The following is a 24,262-nucleotide window of genomic DNA, read 5'->3' on the forward strand; positions in this document are numbered from 1 at the left end:
CCTCGGTGCGAAACGGGCGGGCGGTGCGGCGGGACCGGCGGTGTCAGCGCAGGCGGAACGCCTTCATCGCCTTGAGGCTGGCGCTCATGAGCGCGGCGTACTTCTCGTCGTCCATGCCGAAGGACGGAGCGAGCGGCATCAGCCGCTGCTGGGCGACGGTCTGCGCCTCGGTGTACTTGAGGATGCCCTCGGAGCCGTGCCGTCGGCCGAGCCCGGAGTCCTTCATCCCGCCCATCGGGGACTGGACGCTGCCGTACGCGGGGGCGTAGCCCTCGTTGATGTTGACGGTGCCGGTCCGGAGCCGGGCGGCGACCTGGTGGCCGCGGCGGGAGTCCTTCGTCCAGACGCTGGAGTTCAGGCCGTACGGGGTGGCGTTGGCCAGCGCGACGACCTCGTCCTCGTCGGTGAAGCGGTAGACCGAGACGACCGGGCCGAAGGTCTCCTCGCCGCACACCGCCATCGGCGCCTGGACGCCGTCGAGGATGGTCGGTTCGTAGAAGAGCGGGCCGATGTCGGGGCGGGCGACACCGCCCGCGACGAGCGTGGCGCCCTTCTCGACGGCCTCCGCGACGTGCCGGGTGACGGTCTCCAGCTGGCGCTCGCCGACCAGCGAGCCCATGTCGGCCCCGTAGGCGAGGGAGCCGCCGAGCCGCATGGCCTTGGTACGGGCGGCGAAGCGGGCCACGAAGTCATCGGCGATCGATTCGTGGACGTACAGCCGCTCGATGGAGATGCAGAGCTGGCCTGCGGAGGAGAAGCAGGCGCGGACGGCGCCCGCGGCGGCCTTCTCCACGTCGGCGTCCCTCAGGACCAGCATGGCGTTCTTGCCGCCGAGCTCCAGCGAGACGCCGACCAGCCGGGCCGCCGCGCCCTGCGCGACCTCGCGGCCGGTGCGGGTGGAACCGGTGAACGAGACGTAGTCGGCGTGCTTGACGACCTCGGGGCCCACCACCGGACCGTCGCCGATGACCACCTGGAAGACCTCGGCGGGCAGCCCGGCCTCGATCAGCAGGTCACGGGCCCACAGGGCGGTCAGCGCGGTCTCGGTGTCGGGCTTCATCACGACGGCGTTGCCGGAGACGAAGGCGGGCAGCGCGTCGCCCACGGACAGCTCCAGCGGGTAGTTCCACGGCGCGATCTGGCCGACGACGCCGCGCGGCTGGCGCAGCTCGGTGACCTTGGTGAGGGTGGGAACGACCCCGGTGTGCCGCTTCGGCTTCAGGTAGGCGGCGGCCCGGCGCCCGTAGTGGCGGGCCGCGACGGCGACGGCCTGCACCTCCTCGTGGGCGTGCAGCCGGGCCTTGCCGGTCTCCAGCTGGATCAGGTCGAGCACTTCGGCCTGGCGGCTGAGCACCAGGTCGTGGAAGCGGAGCAGGACGGCGGCGCGGGCGCGGACCGGCGTCGCGGCCCAGGCGGGCTGGGCGGCGCGGGCCCGCTCGAAGGCGTCCGCCACGTCCTCGGGGGTGGACTCCGGCAGGTCGGCCAGCTTCTCCCCGGTGAAGGGGGTGTGGTTGGCCGTACGGCCCGAACCTGCCACCCCCCGGGTCAGCTGGGCGATCACCTCGGGGGTCACCACATCGGCGGCGGTGCGCGCGCCCTTGGGCGCGGCGGCCACCGGGTTGGTGCCGAGCGGGGCTGCGGAGGTGGACGTGGAGGCCTGCGAGTCCGTCATGAGGGCGAGAGTACGTCCAGCCGCACACTTTGGGTACCCGTGGGTAACGGGTTTTCACACTCCCCACAAACGAGCCAGCGATCACTGGCAATAAAGCCCCTGATCAGGGGGGCTTACCTCGCTGGGCGCCCCGGCCGGACACGGCCGAAACGATCCGCCGGGACCGCTCAGCCAGCGCTTTCCGGGGCTCGCCAGCCACGCAGCATCGTGTCGAACCGCTCCCGCGTGGTGTCCCAGTCCTCCTCCGGACCCGTCATGTACAGCCCGTACTCCGGGCCGCCGTTCTCGCCGAAGTACAACTGGTCGATCGCGTGGCGCGGCCCTGGGTGGCTCTTGGTCTCGGTCCAGGAGAACTCCCAGAGCGCCCCCGGACGGTCACGGTAGGTGTTCGACTCCAGGTTCCCGCGCTGGTAGCCGGGGAGCCGCTCGGCGAGCTGCTTCTCCAGGCTGAGCGCGTGCGCGTACGGGTGGTCGAAGTCGGGCGAGGGATCGATGCTGATCCGGATGTAGTGCAGGCCGCCGTCCGGGGTGTAGTCGATCTGGCTGCCCTCCGCCCGGCGCTCCCAGCCGTCGGGTACGACGAGGCTGAAGCCCTCGGGGTCGTCCACCCGGTGCCAGCCGTCGGGTACGTCCTTCGCCCCCTGCGGGCTCTCCCCGGGCTCGGGCGACTTGGCGGGCGGCGGTGCGGGATCCCCCGTGTCGACGGGGCCGGGGGCCACGTTGGCCTGCTCGGTCTTCTTGTCCGCACGGTCCCCGAGCTTCATCGCGACGAGCCCCGCACCGCCGCCGACCAGCGCCGCGGCCAGCACGACCAGCACCGCGGTGCGCCAGCGTCCGCGCCGGGCCGCCGGAGAGGCGGCCGGGGAGGCCGCCGGAGCGGTCACGGGCGCGGGCGCGGCGGCCGGGGTGACGGCCGTCGGGTCCGGGGCCCCGGTCTGCGGGTGCGGCAGCCGCGTCGTGCCGGAGGCGTCCGCCCCCAGTGAGCGCAGCACCTCGTCGGGCACGGCCTGCGTCGGCACGAAGGCCTGCGCCGCCACGGGTTCGCGGCCCTCCATGGCGTCGAGCAGCATCCGCTCCGTCTCGGCGGCCGACGGGCGCTCGTCCGGTTCCTTGCGCAGGAGCGCGGTGATCACGGGGGCCAGCGCGCCCGCCCGGCGGGGCGGCGGGGGCTCCTCGGCGACGACCGCCTGCATGGTGGAGATCGGGGACGTGCGGCGGAACGGCGAGCCGCCCTCGACCGCGGTGTAGAGGGTGGCCCCGAGCGACCACAGGTCGGAGGCCGGTCCCGGGTCGGCGCCCCGGACCCGCTCGGGTGCCAGATAGTCGATGGAGCCGACCAGTTCGCCGGTCCGCGTGATGGTCGAGTCGCCCTCGATGGCGGCGATCCCGAAGTCGGTGAGCAGGACCTGGCCGTCCTTGGCGAGGAGCACGTTGCCGGGCTTCACATCGCGGTGCAGGACCCCCGCCGCGTGCGCGGCGCGCAGCGCGCTCAGCACGTGGAGGCCGATCCGGGCGGCCTCGCGCGGCTCGACCTCGCCGTTCTCCTTCGCGGCGTCGGCGAGCGAGGGGCCGTCCACGTACTGCATGACGATCCAGGGCCGGTGGTCGTACTCCAGCACGTCGTGCACGGTCACCACGCCCGGGTGGGTGATCCGGGCCGCCGCACGGGCCTCCTTCTGCGTACGGGCGTGCAGCACGACCCGGTCGGCCTCGGCCGCGTAGAGCGCAGCGGTCAGCTCCTTGACCGCGACCGTGCGGTGCAGCACCTCGTCGTGCGCGCGCCAGACCTTGCCCATGCCGCCGCGCCCGAGGACTTCGCCCAGCCGGTACCTTCCGGCCAGCAGCAGTCCCGCTTCCGTACTTTGTGATCGGTCCACGTCATCCCCGCCCCGCCCTGTTTCTCGGCTGCCAGATTACGGAGCGGACCTGCGGCCACGGAACCTCGCACCACCCACGAGACCGCACTGTGATGCTTGTCGCTCCGTCAGCGGGCCGGATCGGGGCGGATCGGGCGGGCCGGGGCGTACGCAGCGGCGTCAGCGCGTCACGCGGTAGGAGGAGATGGCCTGTTCGTAGATCTCCGACACCCTGGCGCGCTCGTCCTGCGGGCCGATGACCTGGATGACGTGATACCTGCCCTTCACCACCATCACCAGGTTGCGGGCGTACACCGACCGGCCGGCCGCGTCGCGCCAGGTGAACTGACCCTCCGCCATGGCCTGTCGGCCGACGTCGATCCGGCGCAGTCCGCTCGACCCGGACCAGCTGGAGTCGCGGAACTGCTGCAACTCCCGCTCCTTGTCGGCCTGGTAGGCCAGCGGGTCGTTCCCGGCGGACTCGACCGTGTCGCGGCCGGGCACGATCAGCAGGCTGAAGCCGCCGCTGCCGTAACGGATCTGACGGTCCGCGTTGGCGGGGGTGCGCTGCCAGCTCTTGAGGACACCGACCTCGAAGCCCTCGGAGTCCTTGCGGAGGGTGTAACCGGAGGCGAGGGCGACGGCGGAGCGGCTGGTCTGCGGCTGCTGCTCGCCGGGGGAGTCCGGGGACGCCTGGCCGTCCGGTTCTCCGGCGCCGGGCCGCGGGGTGCCGGAGGAGGAGGCCGCCGGTCCCGTCCCGCCGTCGCCGGACTCGCCCGCCTTGGGCAGGAACACCACGGCGTACGCCACGGCCGCGAGGAGCGCCAGCAGGATCAGCACCAGGAGCAGCCGCCCGAGCCGCCGGGGCGAGCTCCGCTCGCCGTCCCCGGGGCGGGGCGGGGTGCGCAGCGCCTTCGGGGGCCGGGGCTCGCGCGGCTCCCGGGCCGGGCGGGGCGGGCGGGCCTGGCGGGGCGGTTCGGCGGGGCGGTCGGGCTGGTCGAACAGTTCGGTGAGGGGCGTGTCCTGCCGTTCGGCCCTGCCCCTGGCATGACGGTGACGGCCGTGGGCGGCGCCCTTGCCGCGCCGCTTGCGGACCAGCTCGCCCCTGCGGCGCACGATGGGGAGCCGGCCGGTGTCGGCGGAGGGCAGCGGTACGACGTCCAGCCCGGCCTCGGGCTCGGGCGCCGAGCGCACCAGGGAACGCAGCCAGCCGCTCAGCTCCTCGACGTCGGGGCGCTCGGTGGGGTCCTGGCGCAGCAGGGACTCGACGACCGGGCGCAGCGGGCCGCACTCCTCGGCGAAGGCGGGCGGCTCGCCGCAGACCATCTGGACGAGCTCGGCGGCGCTCTCCTCGGGATACGGGGCGTGGCCCTGGACCGCGCGGTAGAGCAGGGCGCCCAGCGCCCAGAGGTCAGTGGCGGGGCCGATCGGCGGGGCCAGCCGCCAGTTCTCGTGGACCGGGCCGCCCTGCTCGGGCGCCCAGCGCTCGGTGACCGGGCCGACCACGGCGATCCTGGCCTGGCGGGCGCGCTCGGCGGCGAGCGGGGTGGCGGGGCCCCGGTAGCCAGAACCGGTACGTCCGCCCGTCTCGCCCTCGTCCCAGCCGCTCGCGCGTTCCGCCCGCTCCGGCTGCACCGGGCGCGGCGCGGGGCGCTGTACGGGCAGGGCCGTGGAGCCGCCCGCGGAAATCTTCCGGAACTGGTCGGTCCGGTCCGCGTCCACCGGTCGCGCGGAACGCTGCACGGGCAGGGTGCCCGCGTCCTGTGCCCCGGCGCGCCGCCGGTCCTCGCTGACGCGTGCGGCGGCGAGGGCGCCCGCCCGGTACGCGGCGATGGCTCCGGAGTGCCCGGCCCGCGTCGGCGCGGCGTCGCCGTCAGGCGCGCCGCCGTCAGGCGCGCCGCCGCCGCCGTGCGCGTCCTCGCCGTACGCGTCCTCGCCGTACGTGCCGTCGCCGTGTGCGCCGTCGCCGGTGTGCGGCCGGGACGGTTCTATCGCCGCCGGGCCGCGCGGGGCGGGCATCTCAGCCGGGGCGGGGGGCGCGGGCGGCAGGAACGGCGGGGGCGGCGGCGCGAAGATCCCGGCCGGACCCGGGTCGGGCGCCGGACGGCCGAACCCCCGCCCGACGTCGAACCCGTCACCGCGCTCGACGCTGAACCCGTCCCCACGTCCGGCGTCGAACCCGTCATCACGTCCGATGCCGAACCCGTCGCCGTACGCCTCGTCCTCGTCGTCCTCGTCGTCCTCGGCGGGTGGTGTCGATACGTACCCGCAGAGCGCTTCCTCCGCCGCCCCGGCCGCCAGCCCGGTCAGCACCACACGGCCGTCGTCGCAGACCAGCACCGTACGCAGGGTGATGTTCCGGTGGGTCCAGCCGTGCGCGTGCAGCACCCGGAGCGCGGCCAGCACGTCGGAGCCGATCTCGGCCGCCCGGAAGGGATTGAGCGGACGCTCGGCGAGCAGCGCGGCGAGCGGGCGGGCCGCGACGAGTTCGCTCACGATCCAGAGGGAGCCCGCCTCCGCGAACACGTCGAAGACCTGGTCGAGCCTGGGGTGGTCGGGCACCTGGGCCGCCGCCCGCGCCGCTTCCACCGCGCGCCGGACGGCCGGGTCGGCGGGCCCGTCGATGTCCCGGCCGACGGCTCGCCGCGAGGCCGGGACCGGCTCGTCGGCGCCGAGCACCTCGGCGTCCACCACCTCGGGCAACGGCACCTGGTGGACCAGGACTTCCTGGCCGCTATAAGTATCGAACGCCCGGGTATCGACCGTTTCGTACGCATCGTCCGAAGACAGCGGAAGGCGGTAGCGGTCGGCGAGCACCCGACCCGCGTAGTCGTCCACGACGCCTCCCCAGAGCGCACTGTCCCCCGGTCACGAAGCCCGCGCCGGTCCCTGACTCCGGCGGACCCGCCAACCGTGCTCACTCACCCGGCAATTGACGTGTCGCCCCGGCCGTTCCGGCTGCGTGCGGTCTTCCGGTTCTCACGATACGTGGCAAGCGGCGGACGCGTCGCCGGGTCCTCGTATCCCGGCCGCATCCTGGCCGCCCCCGCGGCTCCCCGCGGCACCCGGCCCGCTCACTCCTGACCCGCCCGGGGTCAGTCGAGGGACTTGAACGTGCCGAAGGCCGTCTCGCGCAGCGTCCGGCACTCCTCGTCGTTCCACTCGCCGGCCTTGCAGCTGATCATGATCGCGTAGCCGTGGGAGGAGTCGACCTTGAAGCCCCGGTTGAGCACCCGGACCCGCTTCCCCTGCTGGTTGCGCTCGAACTGCCAGTCGGCGACCGTCGGGTAGCCGTTGAACTGGACCTTCTTGATGCCGAGGTGATGGTAGCCGTTGCTGGTGGCCGCGACACCGGCCCGCGCGGCGTTCCAGGCCCCGGCCGCGTTGCCGCCGGGAGAACCGGTGAAGTCGATCTGGATGCGGGGGTAGCCGCCGTCGGCGTTGTAGATGGCGCCGGAGTTCACGCCCGCGATCTTGTCGAACCGAAACTTCTCGGGCAGGGCCAGGCTGAAGTGGAACTGCTTGTTCGTGACCTTGCGGAACCCGTCCGGCAGCGCGTCCCCCGGCTCGCCGTCCTCCTTGCCGCCGTTCTCCTTGCCCCCCTGGTCGCCGTTCTGACCCTGGGTCCGGTTCTGGTCCTGGTTCTGATCGCCGCTCTGGCCCTCGCTCTGCCCCTGGCCCTTGCCGCTGCCGCCCGTGGCGCCGTCCGGCGCGGTGGAACCGCCGGCCGTCTTCGAGGACCCGGCCGAAGTGGCCTTGTCATCCTTGCCCTTGGCTCCGTCGCCCGTGTCGTCCCCGCCGACCGAGAGGGCGACGATGGTGCCGACCACGGCGAGCACGATGACGGCCGCGATGATCGCCAGGTTGCGGCGCGGCACCACGTCCGTGAGGGACGCGCGCGGCGGGGCCGACGGTGCCGGGCGCGGCGGCGGAGGTACGGCGGCGGGCTTCGCGGAGGCACCCTTGACGGCGCTGGCGCTCACGGGCGTGGCGGGGGCCGCCGCGGGCGCCGGGGGTGTGGCGGGGGCCGCGGCACCGGCCGCGGCGGCCGGGGACGGCTTCGCGTTCCGGACGGAGCGCAGCGCGCCGCGCAGCCGGTCCCGCGCGCCCTCGCCCTGCTCCGCGGGCTTCGGCGCGGCCTTGGTGCGGGGCTCGGCCGGGGTCGTGGGCAGGGCCATGATCTGGGTGGCCTCGGCGGGCGGCGGCGTGACGGCCTCCGGCTTCTCCGGGGCGTGGATGACGTCGGTGAGCAGGGCGCGGGCGCCCTCGTCGTCGAGCCGCTGCTCGGGATCCCTGGCGAGGAGACCGTAGATGACGTCCGTCAGCGGACCGGCGTTCTTCGGCGGGTCGAGCGGCTCGGTCATCACCGCCGTCAGGGTGGCGATGGCCGACCCCTTGTCGTACGGCGGGGAGCCCTCGACGCTCGCGTACAGCAGGCCGCCGAGCGACCAGAGGTCGGCGGGCGGCCCCGGCTTGTGGCCCCGGGCACGCTCGGGCGAGATGTACGAGGGGGCGCCGACGAGCATGCCGGTCGAGGTGACCGACGGGTCGCCCTCGACCTGGGCGATGCCGAAGTCGGTCAGCACGACCCGGCCGTCCTCGGCGATCAGTACGTTGGACGGCTTCACATCGCGGTGCAGGATGCCCTCGCGGTGCGCCGATCTGAGTACGTCGAGTACCGCGAGACCGACCTCGGCCGCCCGCTTCGGCGTCAGCACGCCGTCCTCGCGCACCGCTTCGGCCAGCGACTTGCCCTCGATGAGCTCCATCACGATCCACGGCCGGTCGTCCTCGTCGACCACGTCGTAGACCGTCACCGCGCCGTTGTTGCGGATCCTGGCGATCGCCTTCGCCTCACGCAGCGTACGCGTGATCAGCCTGCGCTTCTCGTCCTCGTCGATGGCCGAGGGGAACCGCAGTTCCTTGACCGCGACCGTGCGGCCCAGTGTCTCGTCGACGGCACGCCAGACCGTGCCCATCCCGCCCCGGCCGAGCACCTCCCCGAGCCGGTACCGCCCCGCAAGGAGACGTCCTTCCTTGTCCCGTTGGGGCTCCCGTGCCTGCTCCGCCTCCGACATGCGTCCCCTCTGCGATCAACCCGCCCTGGCAGAGCGTTCATTGTCCCTCACCCCGGCGCAGGTCATGGTGCCGGGTCCGCAGGCCCGTCATGATGTGCCCGGAGAAAGGGAATCCCCGCCATGCCGACATTCAGAGCGCTGCTCGCCGCGTTCCTGACGCTGGCGCTCTTCGGCCTGGGAGCGGCGCCCCTGTCCAGCGAACCACACCTGGGCCCCGCGGCCGCCTACCTCCCCCGGCTCGTCGCCGAGGGCGGTGCGCCCACCGCGGCGCTGCTGGTCCGCGACTCCTCCCCCGCACCGTACGGCACCTATCGCTCCACAGGGCCCAACATCCGGTCGGCGGACCGGTTCCGGGCGGGCAGCCTCACCAAGACCTTCGTCGCCACGGTGGTGCTGCAACTTGCCCAGGAGGGCCGGCTGCGGCTGTCGGACCCGGTGGAGCGCCTGCTGCCGCGCCTGGTGCGCGGCCACGGCAACGACGGCCGCCGGATCACCCTGCGCGCCCTGCTCAGCCACACCAGCGGCCTCTACGACTACACCGCCGATCCCTCGGCCCACCCCCTCTCCGGCACCGCGGCGGTCCGCGTCGCCCTGGCCCACCGCCCGACGGGCACACCCGGCCATTACGCCTACTCCAACACCAACTACGCCGTACTCGGACTTGTCATCCAACGGGTCACCGGACGTGACTACGCCACCGAGATCCGCGACCGCGTCATCACCCCGCTCCGGCTCACCGGCACCTCCTTCCCCGGCGCGCGTACCGCACTGCCCGCCCCGCACGGCCGGGCCTACACCCGCGATCCGGCCGACGGCTCCCTCCGCGACGTCACCGTGCTCGACCCGCGCACGGCGGGCGCGGCCGGTTCGCTGATCTCCACGCTCGACGACCTGAACCGTTTCTACGCGGCCCTGCTGGGCGGCCGTCTCCTCGCGCCCGCCCAGCTCGCCCTGATGATGAACACCCGGGCCACGCGGGGCGTCTACGGCCTGGGCATCTACCCGGAGAAGCTCTCCTGCGGCATCACCGTCTGGGGACACAACGGCTACATCACGGGCAGTCACGTCCGCACCGCCGCCACCCGGGACGGCCGGCACGTTCTGACCTACCGCGTCGACACGGACGCCCTGACCGGCCCCGGCACCCTCGAACCCGGACTGCTGGACGCGGAGTTCTGCACGCCCCGGCCGGGACGATCCGCCCTGGCCGGGGTGCCGGACACCCCCTAGATCGGCACGATGTCCGGGGCCCCGAGCCGGGCCGCGTCGGCCGTGAGGTCGTCGGGCTGCCGCTGCGACTCCCGTTCCGCCTCCACCCGCTTCTCGTAGTGCTCGACCTCCCGGTCGATCTGCCCCTGGTCCCAGCCCAGCACCGGGGCCATCAGCTCCGCGCAGAGCCGGGCGCTGTGCGTGCCCCGGTCGAAGGTCTCTATGGAGATCCGCGTCCGGCGGGTCAGCACGTCGTCGAGGTGGCGGGCCCCCTCGTGCGAGGCGGCGTAGACGATCTCCGCCTTCAGGTAGTCGTCCGCCGCGGGCAGCGGCTCCCCCAGGGACGGATCGCCGACGACCAGCTCAAGGACCTGCTCGGTCATCGAGCCGTACCGGTTGAGCAGATGCTCCAGCCGGGCGGCATGGAGGCCGGTGCGGGCCGCGATCCTGGCACGGGCGTTCCACAGGGCCGGGTAGCCCTCCGCGCCCAGCAGCGGGATGTCTTCGGTGACACAGGCCGCCACCCGCTGGTCCAGGCCGTGCACCGCCTCGTCCACGGCGTCCTTCGCCATCACCCGGTACGTGGTGTACTTCCCGCCCGCCACGACCACCAGGCCGGGCAGCGGATGGGCCACCGTGTGCTCGCGGGAGAGCTTGCTGGTGGCGTCGGACTCGCCGGCCAGCAGCGGGCGCAGCCCGGCGTAGACCCCCTGCACGTCGTCCCGGCTCAGCGGTGTGGCCAGGACCGAGTTGACGTGTTCGAGGAGGTAGTCGATGTCGGCGCTGGACGCCGCCGGGTGCGCCTTGTCCAGGTCCCAGTCGGTGTCCGTCGTGCCGATGATCCAGTGCCGCCCCCACGGGATCACGAAGAGGACGGACTTCTCGGTGCGCAGGATGAGACCGGACGAGGAGTGGATGCGGTCCTTGGGGACGACCAGGTGAATTCCCTTGGAGGCCCGGACGTGGAACTGTCCGCGCTCCCCGATCAGCGCCTGGGTGTCGTCCGTCCAGACCCCCGTGGCGTTGACCACCTGCTTGGCCCTGACCTCGTACTCCCCGCCCGCCTCGACATCCTGCACCCGGGCGCCGACCACCCGCTCGCCCTCCCGGAGGAAGCCGATCACCCGCGCGCGGTTGGCCACCTGCGCCCCGTACCCGGCGGCTGTGCGCACCAGGGTGGCCACATAGCGGGCGTCGTCCATCTGGGCGTCGTAGTACTGCAGGGCCCCCACCAGGGCGTCCTTCCGCAGCGCCGGGGCGACCCGCAGCGCGCGGCGGCGGGAGAGGTGCCGGTGCACGGGCAGGCCGCGGCCATGGCCCGAGGACACCGACATCGCGTCGTAGAGCGCCACGCCGGAGCCCGCGTAGAGGCGCTCCCAGCCCTTGTGCTGCAAGGGGTACAGGAAGGGCACCGGCTTCACCAGATGCGGGGCCAGCCGTTGCAGCAGCAGCCCGCGCTCCTTCAGCGCCTCCCGTACGAGCGCGAAGTCGAGCATCTCCAGATAGCGCAGCCCGCCGTGGATCAGCTTGCTCGATCTGCTCGATGTGCCGGACGCCCAGTCACGCGCCTCGACCAGGCCCGTGGCGAGCCCTCTCGTCGCCGCGTCCAGCGCCGTACCGGCGCCGACCACGCCCGCTCCCACGACCAGCACGTCCAGTTCGCGCTCGGCCATCGCGGCCAGCGCCTCGGCGCGCTCCGCAGGTCCCAGTGTCGCTGTCCTCACTGCTGCCTCCCGGATGGATCGGGGTGGTCCGGCACCGCGGGCAGCGGCCGTCCGGCGGACGGCGCGCTCCGTACCCACCTCTCGATTCTGTCCGCCGTCCCCGACTTCGGCCACCGCCTGTGGACAACACCAGGACGACAGGAAGCCAACAATGCGACATATAGGTCATATATAAGCCTAGTGTTACATTGCGCTGTCCCCAGCGGTTGCGCTTTCTGCCCTCATGCGTCATAGACCGACCGGGAAGGACGGCCGTCCACATGCCCGCAGACCTCGCAGTCATCGGACTCGGCCACCTCGGCCTGCCCCTCGCCCAGGCCGCCGTGGCCGCGGGCGTACAGACCGTCGGCTACGACACCGACCCGCGCGCGTGCACCGAGCTCGCCGCGGGCCGCACCCCCGTCGAGGGGTCGCTCACCGCCTCGGAGATCCGCCGGATGCTCTCGGGCGGTTTCCGGCCCACCACCAACCCGGCCGAGCTGGGCCGGGTCCGTACCGCGGTGATCTGCGCGCCCACCCCGCTCGGCGCCGACCGCTCCCTCGACCTGGGTGCTGTCGGCGACGCGGCCCGCGCCCTCGCCGCCCGGCTGCGCCCGCACACCACCGTCCTGCTGGAGTCGGCCGTACCGCCGGGCACCACCGAGGACTACCTGCGCCCGCTGCTCGAAGAGGGCTCCGGGCTGCGGGCCGGGCGCGACTTCCACCTCGCCTGCTCCCCCGGCCGCCTCGACCCCGGCAGCCGGACCCACGGCTACGCCAACACCCCCAAGGTCATCGGCGGCCTCACCCCCGCCTGCACCGAATCGGCCGCCGCCTTCTACGGACGGCTCACCGACAAGGTCGTCCGGGCCCGCGGTCCGCGCGAGGCCGAGATGACCAAGGTCCTGGAGACCAACTTCCGGCACGTCAACATCGCGCTGGTCAACGAGATGGCGGTGCTCTGCCACGACCTCGGCGTCGATCTGTGGGACGTCATCCGGTGCGCCGAGACCAAGCCCTTCGGCTTCCAGCCCTTCCGGCCCGGCCCCGGTGTCGGCGGCCACGGCGCCCCCGTCGACCCGGGCTACCTCCCGTACCACAGCCGCACCCCCGGCCACCCGCTGCGGATGGTCTCGCTGGCGCAGGAGATCAACGACCGGATGCCGCGGTACGTGATCCAGCGCTGCGCCACCCTGCTGAACGAGCACGGCAAGTCCGTACGCGGCGCCCGGGTGCTGCTGCTCGGCGTCACGTACAAGCCGGACCTGGCCGACCAGGAGGGCTCCCCCGCCCGGGAGATCGCGCACCGGCTGATGGACATGGGAGCCCAGATCGGCTACCACGACCCGTACGTCCACGACTGGCGGGTGCGCGAGCTCCCCGTGCCGCGCGCCGACTCGCTGTACGAGGCGGCGGCCGGTGCCGACCTCACGGTGCTGCTCCAGCACCACCGGACCTACGACCTCCAGGGCCTCGCGGTGAAGGCCCAGCTCCTCCTGGACACCCGCGGAGCGACCCCGGCGGGGGCCGCGCACCGGCTCTGAGCGTCCCGTTTCCCGGATATCGGTGGGCGATGTCACAGGCTGCTGCTAGCCTGCGGCGTCACTTCTCGCACATAGTTGCGTTTCAGCCAGGGGGGATCCCACCATGAGCCAGTCCGTGCCGCCACCGCAGCAGCCCAACGGCGCCCAGCCGGGCGGCGGCAACCCGTTCGCCGGCCAGCAGGGCCAGCAGCCGGGTGATCCGTCCGGCAACCCGTTCGCCGGCCAGCAGGGCCAGCAGCCCGGCGCCCCGTTCGGCGGCGCCCCGTACGCCCCGCCGCCGGCCCCGGCGCGCGACAGCATCGGCCTGGGCCTGGGCGCCGCGGTCGTCGCGGCCGTGGTCGCCGGCGCCCTCTACGGCGTCCTCATCGGCGCCATCGAGCGCGAGATCGGCTACGCGGCCGTGGGCGTCGGCTTCCTCGTCGGCTTCGCCTCCGGCAAGGTCGGCGGGCGCAACCCCGCGCTGCCGGTCGTCAGCGCCGTGCTCGCGCTGGTGGCCGTCTACTTCGGCCAGCTGCTCGGCGAGGCGACGATCGCCGCGAAGAAGCTTCCGGTCACCGTCTCCGAGCTGTTCTTCGACCACTTCAGCCTGCTGAACGAGGCGTGGAAGGCCGACTCGAACTTCCTGACGTACGTCTTCTTCGCCATCGCGGCCGTCGCCGCGTTCTCCGGCAGCAAGAAGGCCGCGGGCTGACCGCACGCACAGACGGGAGGGCCCGGACCGCGCGGTGTGCGGTCCGGGCCCTCCCGTCTGTGCGTGCGGGGTGCTCAGCGGCGGTGCTGCGAGTCCGCGACCGTGACCTCGACGCGCTGGAACTCCTTGAGGTCGCTGTAGCCCGTCGTGGCCATCGCCCGGCGCAGCGCGCCGAAGATGTTCATCGAGCCGTCCGGGGTGTGTGAAGGACCGGTCAGGACCTCCTCGGTGGTGCCGACCGAGCCCAGGTCCACCAGCTTGCCGCGCGGCACGTCCTCGTGGACGGCCTCCATGCCCCAGTGCCTGCCCCGGCCCGGCGCGTCCGTGGCGCGGGCCAGCGGGGAGCCCATCATCACGGCGTCCGCGCCGCAGGCGATGGCCTTGGGCAGGTCGCCGGACCAGCCGACGCCGCCGTCCGCGATCACGTGCACGTAGCGGCCACCGGACTCGTCCATGTAGTCGCGGCGGGCACCGGCCACGTCGGCGACCGCGGTCGCCATCGGGACCTGGATGCCGAAGACGTTGCGCGTGGTGTGCGCGGCGCCGCCACCGAAGCCGACGAGGACACCGGCCGCGCCGGTCCGCATCAGGTGCAGGGCGGCGGTGTACGTGGCGCAGCCGCCGACGATCACCGGGACGTCCAGCTCGTAGATGAACTGCTTGAGGTTGAGCGGCTCGGCGGCGCCCGAGACGTGCTCGGCGGAGACCGTCGTACCGCGGATGACGAAGATGTCCACGCCCGCGTCGACGACGGCCTTGGAGAACTGCGCGGTGCGCTGCGGGGAGAGCGCGGCGGCGGTGACCACACCGGAGTCGCGCACCTCCTTGATGCGCTGCCCGATCAGCTCCTCCTGGATCGGCGCGGAGTAGATCTCCTGGAGGCGGCGGGTGGCCGCCTCGACAGGCATCTCGGCGATCTCGTCGAGCAGCGGCTGCGGGTCGGCGTGCCGGGTCCAGAGCCCTTCCAGGTTGAGAACGCCGAGGCCGCCCATCTCGCCGATGCGGATCGCGGTCTGCGGGGAGACCACGGAGTCCATGGGCGCGGCCAGGAACGGCAGCTCGAAACGGTAGGCGTCGATCTGCCAGGCGATCGAGACCTCCTTCGGGTCGCGGGTACGGCGGCTCGGAACGACGGCGATGTCGTCGAATGCGTACGCCCGGCGGCCGCGCTTGCCGCGCCCGATCTCGATCTCAGTCACGATGGTGTGGCCTTTCCCTCTACGTCTGCGTTGTCCAGTATCCCCGACACACGGCTGAGGGGCGGTCCGGGGAACCCCGGCCGCCCCTCAGCTGCGCTGGTGCGTTACTTCCTGCTGTAGTTCGGTGCCTCGACCGTCATCTGGATGTCGTGCGGGTGGCTCTCCTTGAGGCCCGCGGACGTGATGCGGACGAAGCGGCCCTTGCGCTCCATCTCGTCGACGGAGGCGGCGCCCACGTAGCCCATGGTCTGGCGCAGGCCGCCGACGAGCTGGTGCAGCACGTTGGCCAGCGGGCCGCGGTAGGGCACCTGGCCCTCGATGCCCTCGGGCACGAGCTTGTCGTCCGAGGCCACGTCGGCCTGGAAGTAGCGGTCCTTGGAGTACGAGCGGCCCTGTCCGCGGCTCTGCATCGCGCCGAGCGAGCCCATGCCGCGGTACGACTTGTACTGCTTGCCGTTGATGAACTGCAGCTCGCCCGGCGACTCCTCGCAACCCGCGAGGAGGCTGCCCAGCATGACCGCGTCGGCACCGGCGGCGAGCGCCTTGCCGATGTCGCCGGAGTACTGCAGACCGCCGTCGCCGATGACCGGGACACCGGCCGCGCGGGCGGCGAGGGCCGCCTCGTAGATCGCGGTGACCTGCGGGACACCGATACCGGCGACCACGCGGGTGGTGCAGATGGAACCGGGGCCCACGCCGACCTTCACGCCGTCGACACCGGCGTCGATCAGGGCCTGCGCGCCGTCGCGCGTCGCGACGTTGCCGCCGATGACGTCGACGTCGACGCTGGACTTGATCTTCGCCATCCAGTTCAGCGCGTTGCTGTTGTGGCCGTGCGAGGTGTCGACGATGAGGAAGTCCACGCCCACGGCGGCCAGGGCCTGCGCCCGCTCCAGTGCCTCGGGGCTGGCGCCGACGGCCGCGCCGACGAGGAGGCGGCCCTCGGTGTCCTTGGCGGCGTTCGGGTACTGCTCGGCCTTCACGAAGTCCTTGACCGTGATGAGGCCCTTGAGGACGCCCGCGTCGTCGACCAGCGGAAGCTTCTCGATCTTGTGGCGGCGCAGCAGCTCCATGGCGTCCACGCCGGAGATGCCGACCTTGCCCGTGACCAGCGGCATCGGCGTCATGACCTCGCGCACCTGGCGGCCTCGGTCGGACTCGAAGGCCATGTCGCGGTTGGTGACGATGCCGAGCAGCTTGCCCGCCGGGTCGGTGACCGGGACGCCGCTGATGCGGAACTTGGCGCACAGCGCGTCGGCCTCGGCCAGCGTCGCGTCCGGATGCACGGTGATCGGGTCGGTCACCATGCCGGACTCGGAGCGCTTCACGAGGTCGACCTGGTTGACCTGGTCCTCGATGGACAGGTTGCGGTGCAGGACACCGACGCCGCCCTGCCGCGCCATGGCGATCGCCATGCGGGACTCGGTCACCTTGTCCATCGCCGCCGAGAGCAGCGGGATGTTCACCCGTACGTTGCGGGAGATACGGGACGAGGTGTCGACCGCGTTCGGCAGCACCTCGGATGCGCCGGGCAGCAGCAGCACGTCGTCGTATGTCAGCCCGAGCGTCGCGAATTTCTCGGGCACTCCGTCGACGTTTGCAGTCATGACACCTTCCCCAAATGGCCTTGATCGGTGCGGATGTCCATGCTAACGGCCTTCGGGCGCGTCTCATTCCACGAACAAGATCACTTGGGATTTCTGTAGCTTCGCACGGAACCCGCCGTCCGCGTCCGCGCGGAGTGCGAAGCCGTGACCACGGGCCCGGTTCCGGGTCGCTCACTGCTCGGCGAGCGCCCGCAACCTGCTGAGGGCCCGGTGCTGGGCGACCCGGACCGCGCCCGGGGACATGCCCAGCATCTGCCCGGTCTCCTCGGCGGTCAGCCCTACGGCGACCCGGAGGACGAGCAGCTCGCGCTGGTTGTCCGGAAGATTGGCGAGGAGTTTCTTGGCCCAGGCCGCGTCGCTGCTGAGCAGGGCGCGCTCCTCCGGCCCGAGCGAGTCGTCCGGCCGCTCGGGCATCTCGTCGGACGGCACGGCCGTCGATCCCGGGTGCCGCATGGCGGCCCGCTGGAGGTCGGCGACCTTGTGGCCCGCGATGGCGAACACGAAGGCTTCGAAGGGTCTGCCGGTGTCCTTGTAGCGGGGCAGCGCCATCAGCACCGCCACGCAGACCTCCTGCGCCAGGTCCTCCACGAAGTGACGGGCGTCACCGGGCAGCCGGTTCAGCCGCGACCGGCAGTAACGCAGCGCGAGCGGGTGAACATGGGCCAGCAGATCATGCGTGGCCTGCGCGTCACCCTCGACGGCACGGTGCACCAGGGCACCGATCCCCGTCGTCTCGTCGTCACGCATCGGACCATGGTGCCCCGGAGCCGCACCATCCGTGCCACCGCGTCCGGAGTTGTGCACCGAAGCGTTATGAGCGGGTGCGCCGGAAGTCATGTCCTGCGCCCTCCCCTTCCGCTCGACCGAATCGTTCCCGAGGAACTCCACGTCTCCAAGGATGCGGCATCGGCCGGGAAGCGTCACATACCGCCGGCGCGACGGGCTCCGCGGATGGGGCGGAACCCGTGCGACACCGACCGTTCGCGCCGCCCCGCCCGCCGGTACGCGGACGGGGATACGGTCGGCCGCCGGCCGCGGCCGAGCCTCAGCGGACCAGGCCCCAGCGGAACCCGAGCGCCACCGCGTGCGCCCGGTCCGAGGCGCCGAGCTTCTTGAACAGACGCCTGGCATGCGTTTTCACCGTGTCCTCCGAGAGGAACAGCTCACGGCCGATCTCGGCGTTCGACCGGCCGTGACTCATGCCTTCGAGCACCTGGATCTCCCGCGCGGTGAGCGTCGGCGCCGCACCCATCTCGGCCGACCGCAGCCGACGCGGGGCGAGCCGCCACGTCGGGTCGGCCAGTGCCTGGGTGACGGTGGCGCGCAGCTCGGCGCGGGAGGCGTCCTTGTGCAGATAGCCGCGGGCACCGGCGGCGACCGCGAGCGCGACCCCGTCCAGGTCCTCGGCGACGGTCAGCATGATGATCCTGGCGCCGGGGTCGGCGGAGAGCAGCCGCCGTACCGTCTCCACCCCCCCGAGACCGGGCATGCGTACGTCCATCAGAATCAGATCCGAACGGTCGGCACCCCAGCGGCGGAGGACTTCCTCGCCGTTGGCCGCCGTCGTCACCCGCTCGACCCCGGGCACGGTCGCGACCGCGCGACGGAGCGCTTCTCGGGCAAGCGGGGAGTCGTCGCAGACGAGGACGGATGTCATGACCGTCCTCCGCAGCTGATGCGCGTCACCTTGAGCCTCCAGGCTGTTACAAGTCGTCACCTGTGCGGTTGACACTCTCGGACACCTGCCCGATCGCTTTTTCCGTCAACCGCCTCCGCCTTCTCAACGACGGTCACTCGAAAGAGTTACGGGTCGGACAACCGAATTCGGCACTCTACGTGAGGGGGTGCACACGGAGGAGAACGACGCGGTTCATTTAACCCGCAACCGAAACTTCATGTCCAGGTATGCCCCATTTAGCGGATTTTCTTCCCTTTTGCTGGTGTCTGTGGATAGATTCGCAATCAGTCATATTTACATCTACTTACACCGTAGATGTACGGTCGTGGGCACAGTCGACGACGGACCACAACGACGTTTCCGACTCAGCACGGTTTCGAGGGGACAAGCAATGGCAGATTTCTCCCGCCTTCCCGGACCCAACGCCGATCTGTGGGACTGGCAGCTGCTGGCGGCCTGCCGCGGGGTCGACAGCTCACTGTTCTTCCATCCCGAGGGCGAACGCGGGGCAGCCCGCAGTGCCCGCGAGAACTCGGCGAAGGAGGTGTGCATGCGGTGCCCGGTACGCGCCGAGTGCGCGGCCCACGCCCTGGCGGTGCGCGAGCCCTACGGCGTCTGGGGCGGGCTGACCGAGGACGAACGCGAAGAGCTCATGGGACGGGCCCGCAGTCGGCTGATCCCGGCGACGGCAGCTTCGGGCGTGCCGTCCCCGTCGGCGCACGGCTGACCCCGCCCCACCGCCCACTGCGGTACAGAAACGTTTCCTCGCCTGGCTCCGGCGCAGGCGGGCTTCTCCGTGTGCGCTGAGGCGCGCCGCTCGGTGCGCCGCTGTGTGCGCGCCTCCGTGCTCTTCGCGCTTCCGGGTGGGCCGCTCAGCGGGCGGCGGCCAGGGACAGGTGGTCCAGGGTGGCCGCCACCGCCGGGACCTGGGCCAGGTCCGGCAGGGTCAGCGCGACGATCTCCCGCTCGATGGCGGGCTCCACCGCCACGGTGCGCGCCCCCTTGGGACGTACCGACTCGATGGCCAGCTCCGGCAGCACCGCCACCCCCAGCCCGGCGCCGACCAGGCCGACCACCGCCGGGTAGTCGTCGGTGGCGAAGTCGATCCGGGGGGTGAAGCCGGATTCCTGGCAGACCTCCACGAGCTGGCGGCGGCAGCGCGGGCAGCCCGCGATCCACGACTCGTCGGCCAGTTCGGAGATGCCCACCGCGTCCGCCCCGGACAGCGGGTGCCCCTCGGGGACCAGGCCGATCAGCCGGTCGGCGAGCAGCGGGCGGGCCACCAGGTCGTCCCACTCGCCGCAGTTCGCGCCGTAGCGGAAGGCGAGCGCGATGTCGCAGTCGCCGTCGCGGAGCATCTCGACCGAGCGCGGCGGTTCGGCCTCCACGAGGGAGACCCGGGTGCCGGGATGGGCCTCGCGCAGCGCGGCGAGCGCGCCGGGCACCAGGGTGGAGCTGCCGCTGGGGAACGAGACGAGCCTGACCCGGCCCGCCCGCAGCCCGGCGATGGCGGCGACCTCCTCCTCGGCGGCGGTGAGCCCGGCGAGGATGCCGGAGGCGTGCCGGACGAGCGCCTCACCCGCCTGGGTGAGCCGCATCTCCCGTCCGCTGCGGATCAGCAGCGGAGTGCCCGCGGAGCCCTCCAGGGCCTTCATCTGCTGGCTGACCGCGGGCTGGGTGCAGCCCAGCTCCCGCGCGGCGGCGGAGAACGATCCGGTGGCGGCCACGGCGCGCAGGACACGGAGATGGCGAGCTTCGATCACCCTTCAACCATAAGTGGTACTTGGGGCCGAACGCACATGATTGCCGTGCGGCTTTGAGCGGGCAGTGGTTAGCGTGGCCGCATGACTCCCATGGAACCGGCCCGGCCGTCCCTGCTGAGCGTGAACGCGGGGCGGCCGAAGGCCGTCGAGTACACCGACGCCCCCACCGGCACGACCGGGATCGACAAGCGGCCCGTCGACGGGCCGGTGCTCATCAGCGATCCCGGCCCCAAGGGCACCGGCGGCAGCGGGGTGGCCGGGGACGCCGTGTGCGACCTGCGCCATCACGGCGGATCCGACCAGGCGGTGTACGCCTTCGCGCGCGAGGAGCTGGACGCCTGGGAGCGGGAGCTCGGCCGTCCGCTGGGCAACGGCGCCTTCGGCGAGAACCTGACGACCCGTGGGGTGGAGGTGAGCGGCGCGCTGATCGGCGAGCGCTGGCGGATCGGCCCGGACCTGGTACTGGAGGTGACCTCGGGGCGTATTCCGTGCCGTACGTTCGCGGGCCATGTCGAAGAACCGCGCTGGGTCAGGCGGTTCACGCAGGCGGCGGCTCCCGGGGCCTATCTCCGGGTGATCGAGCCGGGTGCGGTCCGGGCCGGTGACCCGGTCGAGATCGTGCACCGCCCGGACCACGATGTCACCGTGGAGCGGGAGTTCCTGGCCTCGACCACCCGGCGGGAGCTGCTGCCGGGGCTGCTGGCGGCCGGGGAGGCACTGCATCCCGAGTCGCTGCGGGCCGCGCGGGCGTACGTCGCCACGTACGCGGCGGGCGACTGATCACGGCGCGGCGGACAGGCACTAACGTGCCGCGTATGACGACTGCACTGATTACGGGAGCGACCGCGGGGATCGGTGCCGCCTTCTCGCGGCGGCTCGCGGCCGACGGGCACAACCTGGTGCTGGTGGCACGCGACAAGGAGCGGCTGCGCGAGCAGGCGACCGAGCTGCACGACCGGCACGGCATCGAGGCCGAGGTGCTGCGGGCCGACCTGTCCGAGGACGACGGGATCGCCGCGGTCGAGGAGCGGCTGACGGACCGTCGGCACCCGGTCGACCTGCTGGTCAACAACGCCGGGTTCGGCAACAAGGGCCAGTATCTGGACGTGCCCATGGCCGACGAGCTGAAGATGCTGAAGGTGCACTGCGAGGCGGTGCTGCGGCTGACCTCGTCGGCGGCGGCCACGATGCGCGAGCGCGGGCGCGGCGGGGTCGTCAACGTGGCCTCGGTGGCCGCCTTCGTGCCGCGCGGGACGTACGGCGCGTCCAAGGCGTGGGTGGTGCAGTTCACCCAGGGCGCGGCGAAGGACCTGGCCGGTTCGGGAGTGCGGCTGATGGCGCTGTGCCCGGGGTTCGTACGGACGGAGTTCCACGAGCGGGCCGGGATGGGGACCGGCAGCATTCCGAGCTGGATGTGGCTCGACGCGGACAAGCTGGTGGAAACGGCACTGGCGGACCTGGCGCGCGGGAAGTCGCTCTCGGTGCCGGACCCGCGCTACAAGGCGCTGATGGGGCTGGTGAAGGTGACGCCGCGCGGCCTGCTCGGAGGGGTCACCTCCAAGACGGGCCGCAAGTACGGACCGCAGTGAGTGTCCGCTTACTCCGGTCCCCCTGGGCCGCGCCTTTCCCGGCGCCTTTCCCGGCGCCTTTCCTGGCGCCCTTCCTGGCGCCCTTCCTGGCGCCCTTCCCTGCGCCCTTCCTGGCGCACGCCGCGGCCCGCGCAGGCACCGATCGTGGGGGCGCCGGGCTTCAGCGGGTTGGCCAGGCAGTCCCTGCCGCCGTTGTTCTCGATGAGGGCTCCGGCGGCGAGGGCGGGCAAGCCCGCACCGAGCCGGAAGTCGTCCCGGAGTCTCGGGTCGGCGGTGATGCCACCAAGGTTCGGGCGGAGCATCTCGATGCCGTGGAAGAGGTGGTGGCCGGAGGAGAGCCCGGAGGCCGGGTCCTTGAAGGCGTAGCCGCCGGTGCCCTCGCTCACGAAGTCGTTGGTGCGGACGGCCCGTTCGTGCCGGGTGGTCCCGGGGCTGCCCGCGTCGTCCCGCACGAGATAGCCGGGGATCCGCTCCTTGTGGTGGAGGGTGTCGCTGGAGACCCTCGTGCCGAGGACCGGGCCCCGGCGGTTCTGGATCAGGCGGGCGCCGTCGTTCCGGCTGGCGTTGCAGCGGGCTACGGTGCCGGTCGTCCTGGCGCCGCCGTACGGGCAGACCAGCAGGAAGCCGCCCTCGTCGTCGTGGCGGCAGTTGTGCTGGGAGACGGTGTTCCGCGAGGCGCCGTCGGCGTCGGCGTCGGCGTCGGCGTCGGCGTCGGCGTCGGCGTCGGCGTCGGCGTCGGCGTCGGCGTCGAAGGACATCCCGTCATGGGCGTTGCCACCACCGGAGACCTCGTTGTGCTCGACGGTGGTGGCGTCGGTGCCGAAGGCCCAGATGCCCGCGTTGGCGGAGGGCGAGCGGAGCTGGAAGCCGTCGACCCGGTCGCGGTCGACGCGGGCGCCTCTACTGGGGGCCGGGCCCGTGCCGTAGTCGGCGACGGCGAGGAGGGCGCGGGCGGAGGCGCCGCCGGTGGGGGCGAGGGTGCCGGTGCGGGTACTGCCGCGCTTGAACAGGAGCCGGTCGCCTGGGCCGTAGGCGTGGGCGCCGGCCTCGGCGAGGGAGGCCCAGGGGTACGGGGCGCCGCAGGTGGCACCGGCCGGGCTGGCTGCGCAGTCGGCGTGGAAGGTGCGGGCCGGTGCGGCCTGCGCCATGGTCCGGCCCGCGACGATCAGGGCTCCGGCGGCGGTCGGGGCCGCGAGCGCGGCGGCGGTGCCGCGATGTCTCACCATTCCTCCGTACGAACGGTCGGGACCGGAACCGGAACCGGGGTCGGGGCCGGGCTGCGGGTGGGGCTGGGCGCGGGGGCCGGGGGATGCCCCGGTGGCGGACGGGACAGGTCCGCACGGCCGGAATCCTGAACTCGAATTGATCGAACGTCAATGGATCGCACTTGAATGATCGAAACTTCCGTCGTTCGATCATTCTTGGTCTAGGGTCGACACCGGCTCCGGCCGGGCCGCGGACCGGGCCTCACACTGCGACGGGTCACACACTGCGAGGGGACTGCTGCCGTGCGCGAAAGTGCCGCTGAACGTCATGACCGCCTGCTCGGACTGGTGCGCGAGCGGGGTTCGGCCCGGGTCTCGGACCTGGCCGCGCTGCTGGGGGTCTCCCCGGTCACCGCGCGCCGGGACGTGGAGGAGCTGGCCGGCCGGGGGCTTCTGGACCGGGTCCACGGATCGGTGTCCTGGCCGCGGGACGCCGACGCGGGCCCGGCGGACAGGCCCGGCCCGGGTTCCGGCCCGGCTCCCGCTCCCGCGTCCGGTTCCGGGCCCGCGGGCGGCGGGCTGGTCCTCGGCATGCTCGCACCCTCCTCGACGTACTACTTCGCCGAGGTCATCCGCGGCGCCCACGAAGCCGCCGCGCGGGCCGGGGCCCGGCTCGTCCTGCGGATCTCCGACTACCGGCCGCAGGAGGACCAGACGCGCACCGAGGGGCTGCTCTCCGCGGGCGCCGAGGGGCTGCTGGTCGCCCCCGGCTGGCAGGACCCGGGCGACCCCGCCGCGTTCGGCGACTGGATCGCCTCGCTGCCCGCGCCGACGGTGCTGCTGGAACGCAGGCCCGCCGCCGGCTCCCCGCTGGACGGCCTGGACCGGGTCTGCTCGGACCACGCGTACGGGGTGCTGCTGGCGGTGCGCCATCTGGTGCGGCTCGGGCACGGGGCACCGCTGCTGATGGCCCGCGCGGACTCCCCGACCGCCGTCGCGGTGCGTTCCGGGTACGCGGAGGCGCTGGCGGTGCTCGGGCTGCGGGCCCCGCAGGACGTGATCGACTCCGTGCCGTCCGAGCTCTTCCCGGACGCCTTCGAGCAGGCCGTACGGGCGCTGCGCGAGGCGGTCATGACGGGGGTGGCGACGGCGGCGCTGGTCCACAACGACGTGGACGCGATCCAGGTGGTGCAGCGCCTGGCCGAGCTGGGCGTACGCGTGCCGGAGGACCTGGCGCTGATCGCCTACGACGACGAGGTGGCCGCGCTCGCGGACACCCCGCTGACGGCGGTGGCGCCGCCCAAGCGCGAGGTGGGCCGCCACGCGACGGAACTGCTGGTGGAGCGGCTGGGCCAGAGCACGGGCGCGCCCCGGCGGCATCTGACGCTGCTGCCGCAGTTGCGGGTCAGGGGCTCGTGCGGGGCGCGCAACCACCCGTAACCGTACGAGCGGACCCGTTTCCGGCCGG

The 24,262-nt window shown here is 72.8% G+C and carries 18 protein-coding genes; 7 read left to right on the top strand and 11 right to left on the bottom strand.

All coding sequences use genetic code 11. The annotated features are described in order from the left end of the window. Positions 1 to 43: 43 nt before the first annotated feature. The 4 genes from ACFVWY_RS03795 to ACFVWY_RS03810 form a co-directional block, all read right to left on the bottom strand. Positions 44 to 1,672 carry a succinic semialdehyde dehydrogenase gene (locus ACFVWY_RS03795; protein ID WP_389866981.1) on the bottom strand — a complete coding sequence of 543 codons (1,629 nt, stop codon included), beginning with the start codon at positions 1,670 to 1,672 and terminating at the stop codon, positions 44 to 46. 167 nt (positions 1,673 to 1,839) lie between these two features. Next, entirely contained in the window at positions 1,840 to 3,549 is a 1,710-nt protein-coding gene (locus ACFVWY_RS03800) for a protein kinase (protein ID WP_389866983.1), read from the bottom strand. Positions 3,550 to 3,708: 159 nt separating this feature from the next. Next, positions 3,709 to 6,366 carry a serine/threonine protein kinase gene (locus tag ACFVWY_RS03805; protein ID WP_389866985.1) on the bottom strand — a complete coding sequence of 886 codons (2,658 nt, stop codon included), beginning with the start codon at positions 6,364 to 6,366 and terminating at the stop codon, positions 3,709 to 3,711. A 257-nt stretch (positions 6,367 to 6,623) separates the two neighbouring features. Further along, positions 6,624 to 8,606 (bottom strand): serine/threonine-protein kinase, encoded by a 1,983-nt coding sequence (locus tag ACFVWY_RS03810; RefSeq protein ID WP_389866987.1) that lies wholly within the window; start codon positions 8,604 to 8,606, stop codon positions 6,624 to 6,626. A 120-nt stretch (positions 8,607 to 8,726) separates the two neighbouring features. Between ACFVWY_RS03810 and ACFVWY_RS03815 the strand changes: the two genes are divergently transcribed. Then, complete coding sequence (locus ACFVWY_RS03815; protein ID WP_389866989.1) at positions 8,727 to 9,836, top strand: serine hydrolase domain-containing protein; 1,110 nt, start codon at positions 8,727 to 8,729, stop codon at positions 9,834 to 9,836. Here the strand turns inward: ACFVWY_RS03815 and ACFVWY_RS03820 are convergent. Then, positions 9,833 to 11,539, bottom strand: a complete 1,707-nt coding sequence (locus ACFVWY_RS03820; protein WP_389866991.1) for a glycerol-3-phosphate dehydrogenase/oxidase — start codon at positions 11,537 to 11,539, stop codon at positions 9,833 to 9,835. The two genes, ACFVWY_RS03815 and ACFVWY_RS03820, sit on opposite strands and share 4 nt — an antisense overlap. 260 nt (positions 11,540 to 11,799) lie before the next feature. On the opposite strand from ACFVWY_RS03820, the gene ACFVWY_RS03825 reads away from it, so the two are divergent. Both ACFVWY_RS03825 and ACFVWY_RS03830 read left to right on the top strand, forming a co-directional pair. Then, positions 11,800 to 13,062: a nucleotide sugar dehydrogenase gene (locus tag ACFVWY_RS03825; protein WP_389866993.1), complete on the top strand. Its 1,263-nt coding sequence runs from the start codon at positions 11,800 to 11,802 to the stop codon at positions 13,060 to 13,062. A 103-nt stretch (positions 13,063 to 13,165) separates the two neighbouring features. Next, on the top strand, positions 13,166 to 13,753 hold the full coding sequence (locus tag ACFVWY_RS03830; protein WP_389866995.1) for a hypothetical protein: 588 nt from the start codon (positions 13,166 to 13,168) through the stop codon (positions 13,751 to 13,753). Between the two features lie 74 nt (positions 13,754 to 13,827). Here ACFVWY_RS03830 and ACFVWY_RS03835 read toward each other — a convergent pair whose 3' ends face one another. The 4 genes from ACFVWY_RS03835 to ACFVWY_RS03850 form a co-directional block, all read right to left on the bottom strand. Beyond that, positions 13,828 to 14,952: a GuaB3 family IMP dehydrogenase-related protein gene (locus tag ACFVWY_RS03835; protein ID WP_389866998.1), complete on the bottom strand. Its 1,125-nt coding sequence runs from the start codon at positions 14,950 to 14,952 to the stop codon at positions 13,828 to 13,830. Positions 14,953 to 15,056: 104 nt separating this feature from the next. Beyond that, positions 15,057 to 16,559: an IMP dehydrogenase gene (gene guaB, locus ACFVWY_RS03840; protein WP_389867000.1), complete on the bottom strand. Its 1,503-nt coding sequence runs from the start codon at positions 16,557 to 16,559 to the stop codon at positions 15,057 to 15,059. Positions 16,560 to 16,730: 171 nt separating this feature from the next. Then, positions 16,731 to 17,306 carry a sigma-70 family RNA polymerase sigma factor gene (locus ACFVWY_RS03845; RefSeq protein WP_072486721.1) on the bottom strand — a complete coding sequence of 192 codons (576 nt, stop codon included), beginning with the start codon at positions 17,304 to 17,306 and terminating at the stop codon, positions 16,731 to 16,733. A 298-nt stretch (positions 17,307 to 17,604) separates the two neighbouring features. Continuing rightward, positions 17,605 to 18,216 (bottom strand): response regulator transcription factor, encoded by a 612-nt coding sequence (locus tag ACFVWY_RS03850; protein ID WP_003948568.1) that lies wholly within the window; start codon positions 18,214 to 18,216, stop codon positions 17,605 to 17,607. A gap of 412 nt (positions 18,217 to 18,628) precedes the next feature. Between ACFVWY_RS03850 and ACFVWY_RS03855 the strand changes: the two genes are divergently transcribed. Further along, on the top strand, positions 18,629 to 18,964 hold the full coding sequence (locus ACFVWY_RS03855; protein ID WP_389867002.1) for a WhiB family transcriptional regulator: 336 nt from the start codon (positions 18,629 to 18,631) through the stop codon (positions 18,962 to 18,964). Between the two features lie 145 nt (positions 18,965 to 19,109). On the opposite strand, the gene ACFVWY_RS03860 is transcribed toward ACFVWY_RS03855, so the two are convergent. Next, the gene (locus ACFVWY_RS03860) at positions 19,110 to 20,000 is read right to left on the bottom strand and encodes a LysR family transcriptional regulator (protein WP_389867004.1); all 891 of its coding nucleotides are present in this window, start codon (positions 19,998 to 20,000) and stop codon (positions 19,110 to 19,112) included. Between the two features lie 81 nt (positions 20,001 to 20,081). Between ACFVWY_RS03860 and ACFVWY_RS03865 the strand changes: the two genes are divergently transcribed. Both ACFVWY_RS03865 and ACFVWY_RS03870 read left to right on the top strand, forming a co-directional pair. Then, positions 20,082 to 20,780, top strand: a complete 699-nt coding sequence (locus ACFVWY_RS03865) for an MOSC domain-containing protein (RefSeq protein ID WP_389867006.1) — start codon at positions 20,082 to 20,084, stop codon at positions 20,778 to 20,780. A 35-nt stretch (positions 20,781 to 20,815) separates the two neighbouring features. Next, complete coding sequence (locus ACFVWY_RS03870; RefSeq protein WP_389867008.1) at positions 20,816 to 21,589, top strand: SDR family NAD(P)-dependent oxidoreductase; 774 nt, start codon at positions 20,816 to 20,818, stop codon at positions 21,587 to 21,589. 8 nt (positions 21,590 to 21,597) lie between these two features. Here ACFVWY_RS03870 and ACFVWY_RS03875 read toward each other — a convergent pair whose 3' ends face one another. After that, positions 21,598 to 22,815, bottom strand: a complete 1,218-nt coding sequence (locus tag ACFVWY_RS03875) for a hypothetical protein (protein ID WP_389867010.1) — start codon at positions 22,813 to 22,815, stop codon at positions 21,598 to 21,600. Between the two features lie 282 nt (positions 22,816 to 23,097). On the opposite strand from ACFVWY_RS03875, the gene ACFVWY_RS03880 reads away from it, so the two are divergent. Continuing rightward, positions 23,098 to 24,234, top strand: coding sequence for a substrate-binding domain-containing protein (locus ACFVWY_RS03880; protein WP_389867012.1), 1,137 nt, complete (start codon positions 23,098 to 23,100; stop codon positions 24,232 to 24,234). Positions 24,235 to 24,262: the final 28 nt, after the last annotated feature.

This window comes from Streptomyces sp. NPDC058195, assembly GCF_042883525.1.
Classification (GTDB): Bacteria; Actinomycetota; Actinomycetes; order Streptomycetales; family Streptomycetaceae; genus Streptomyces.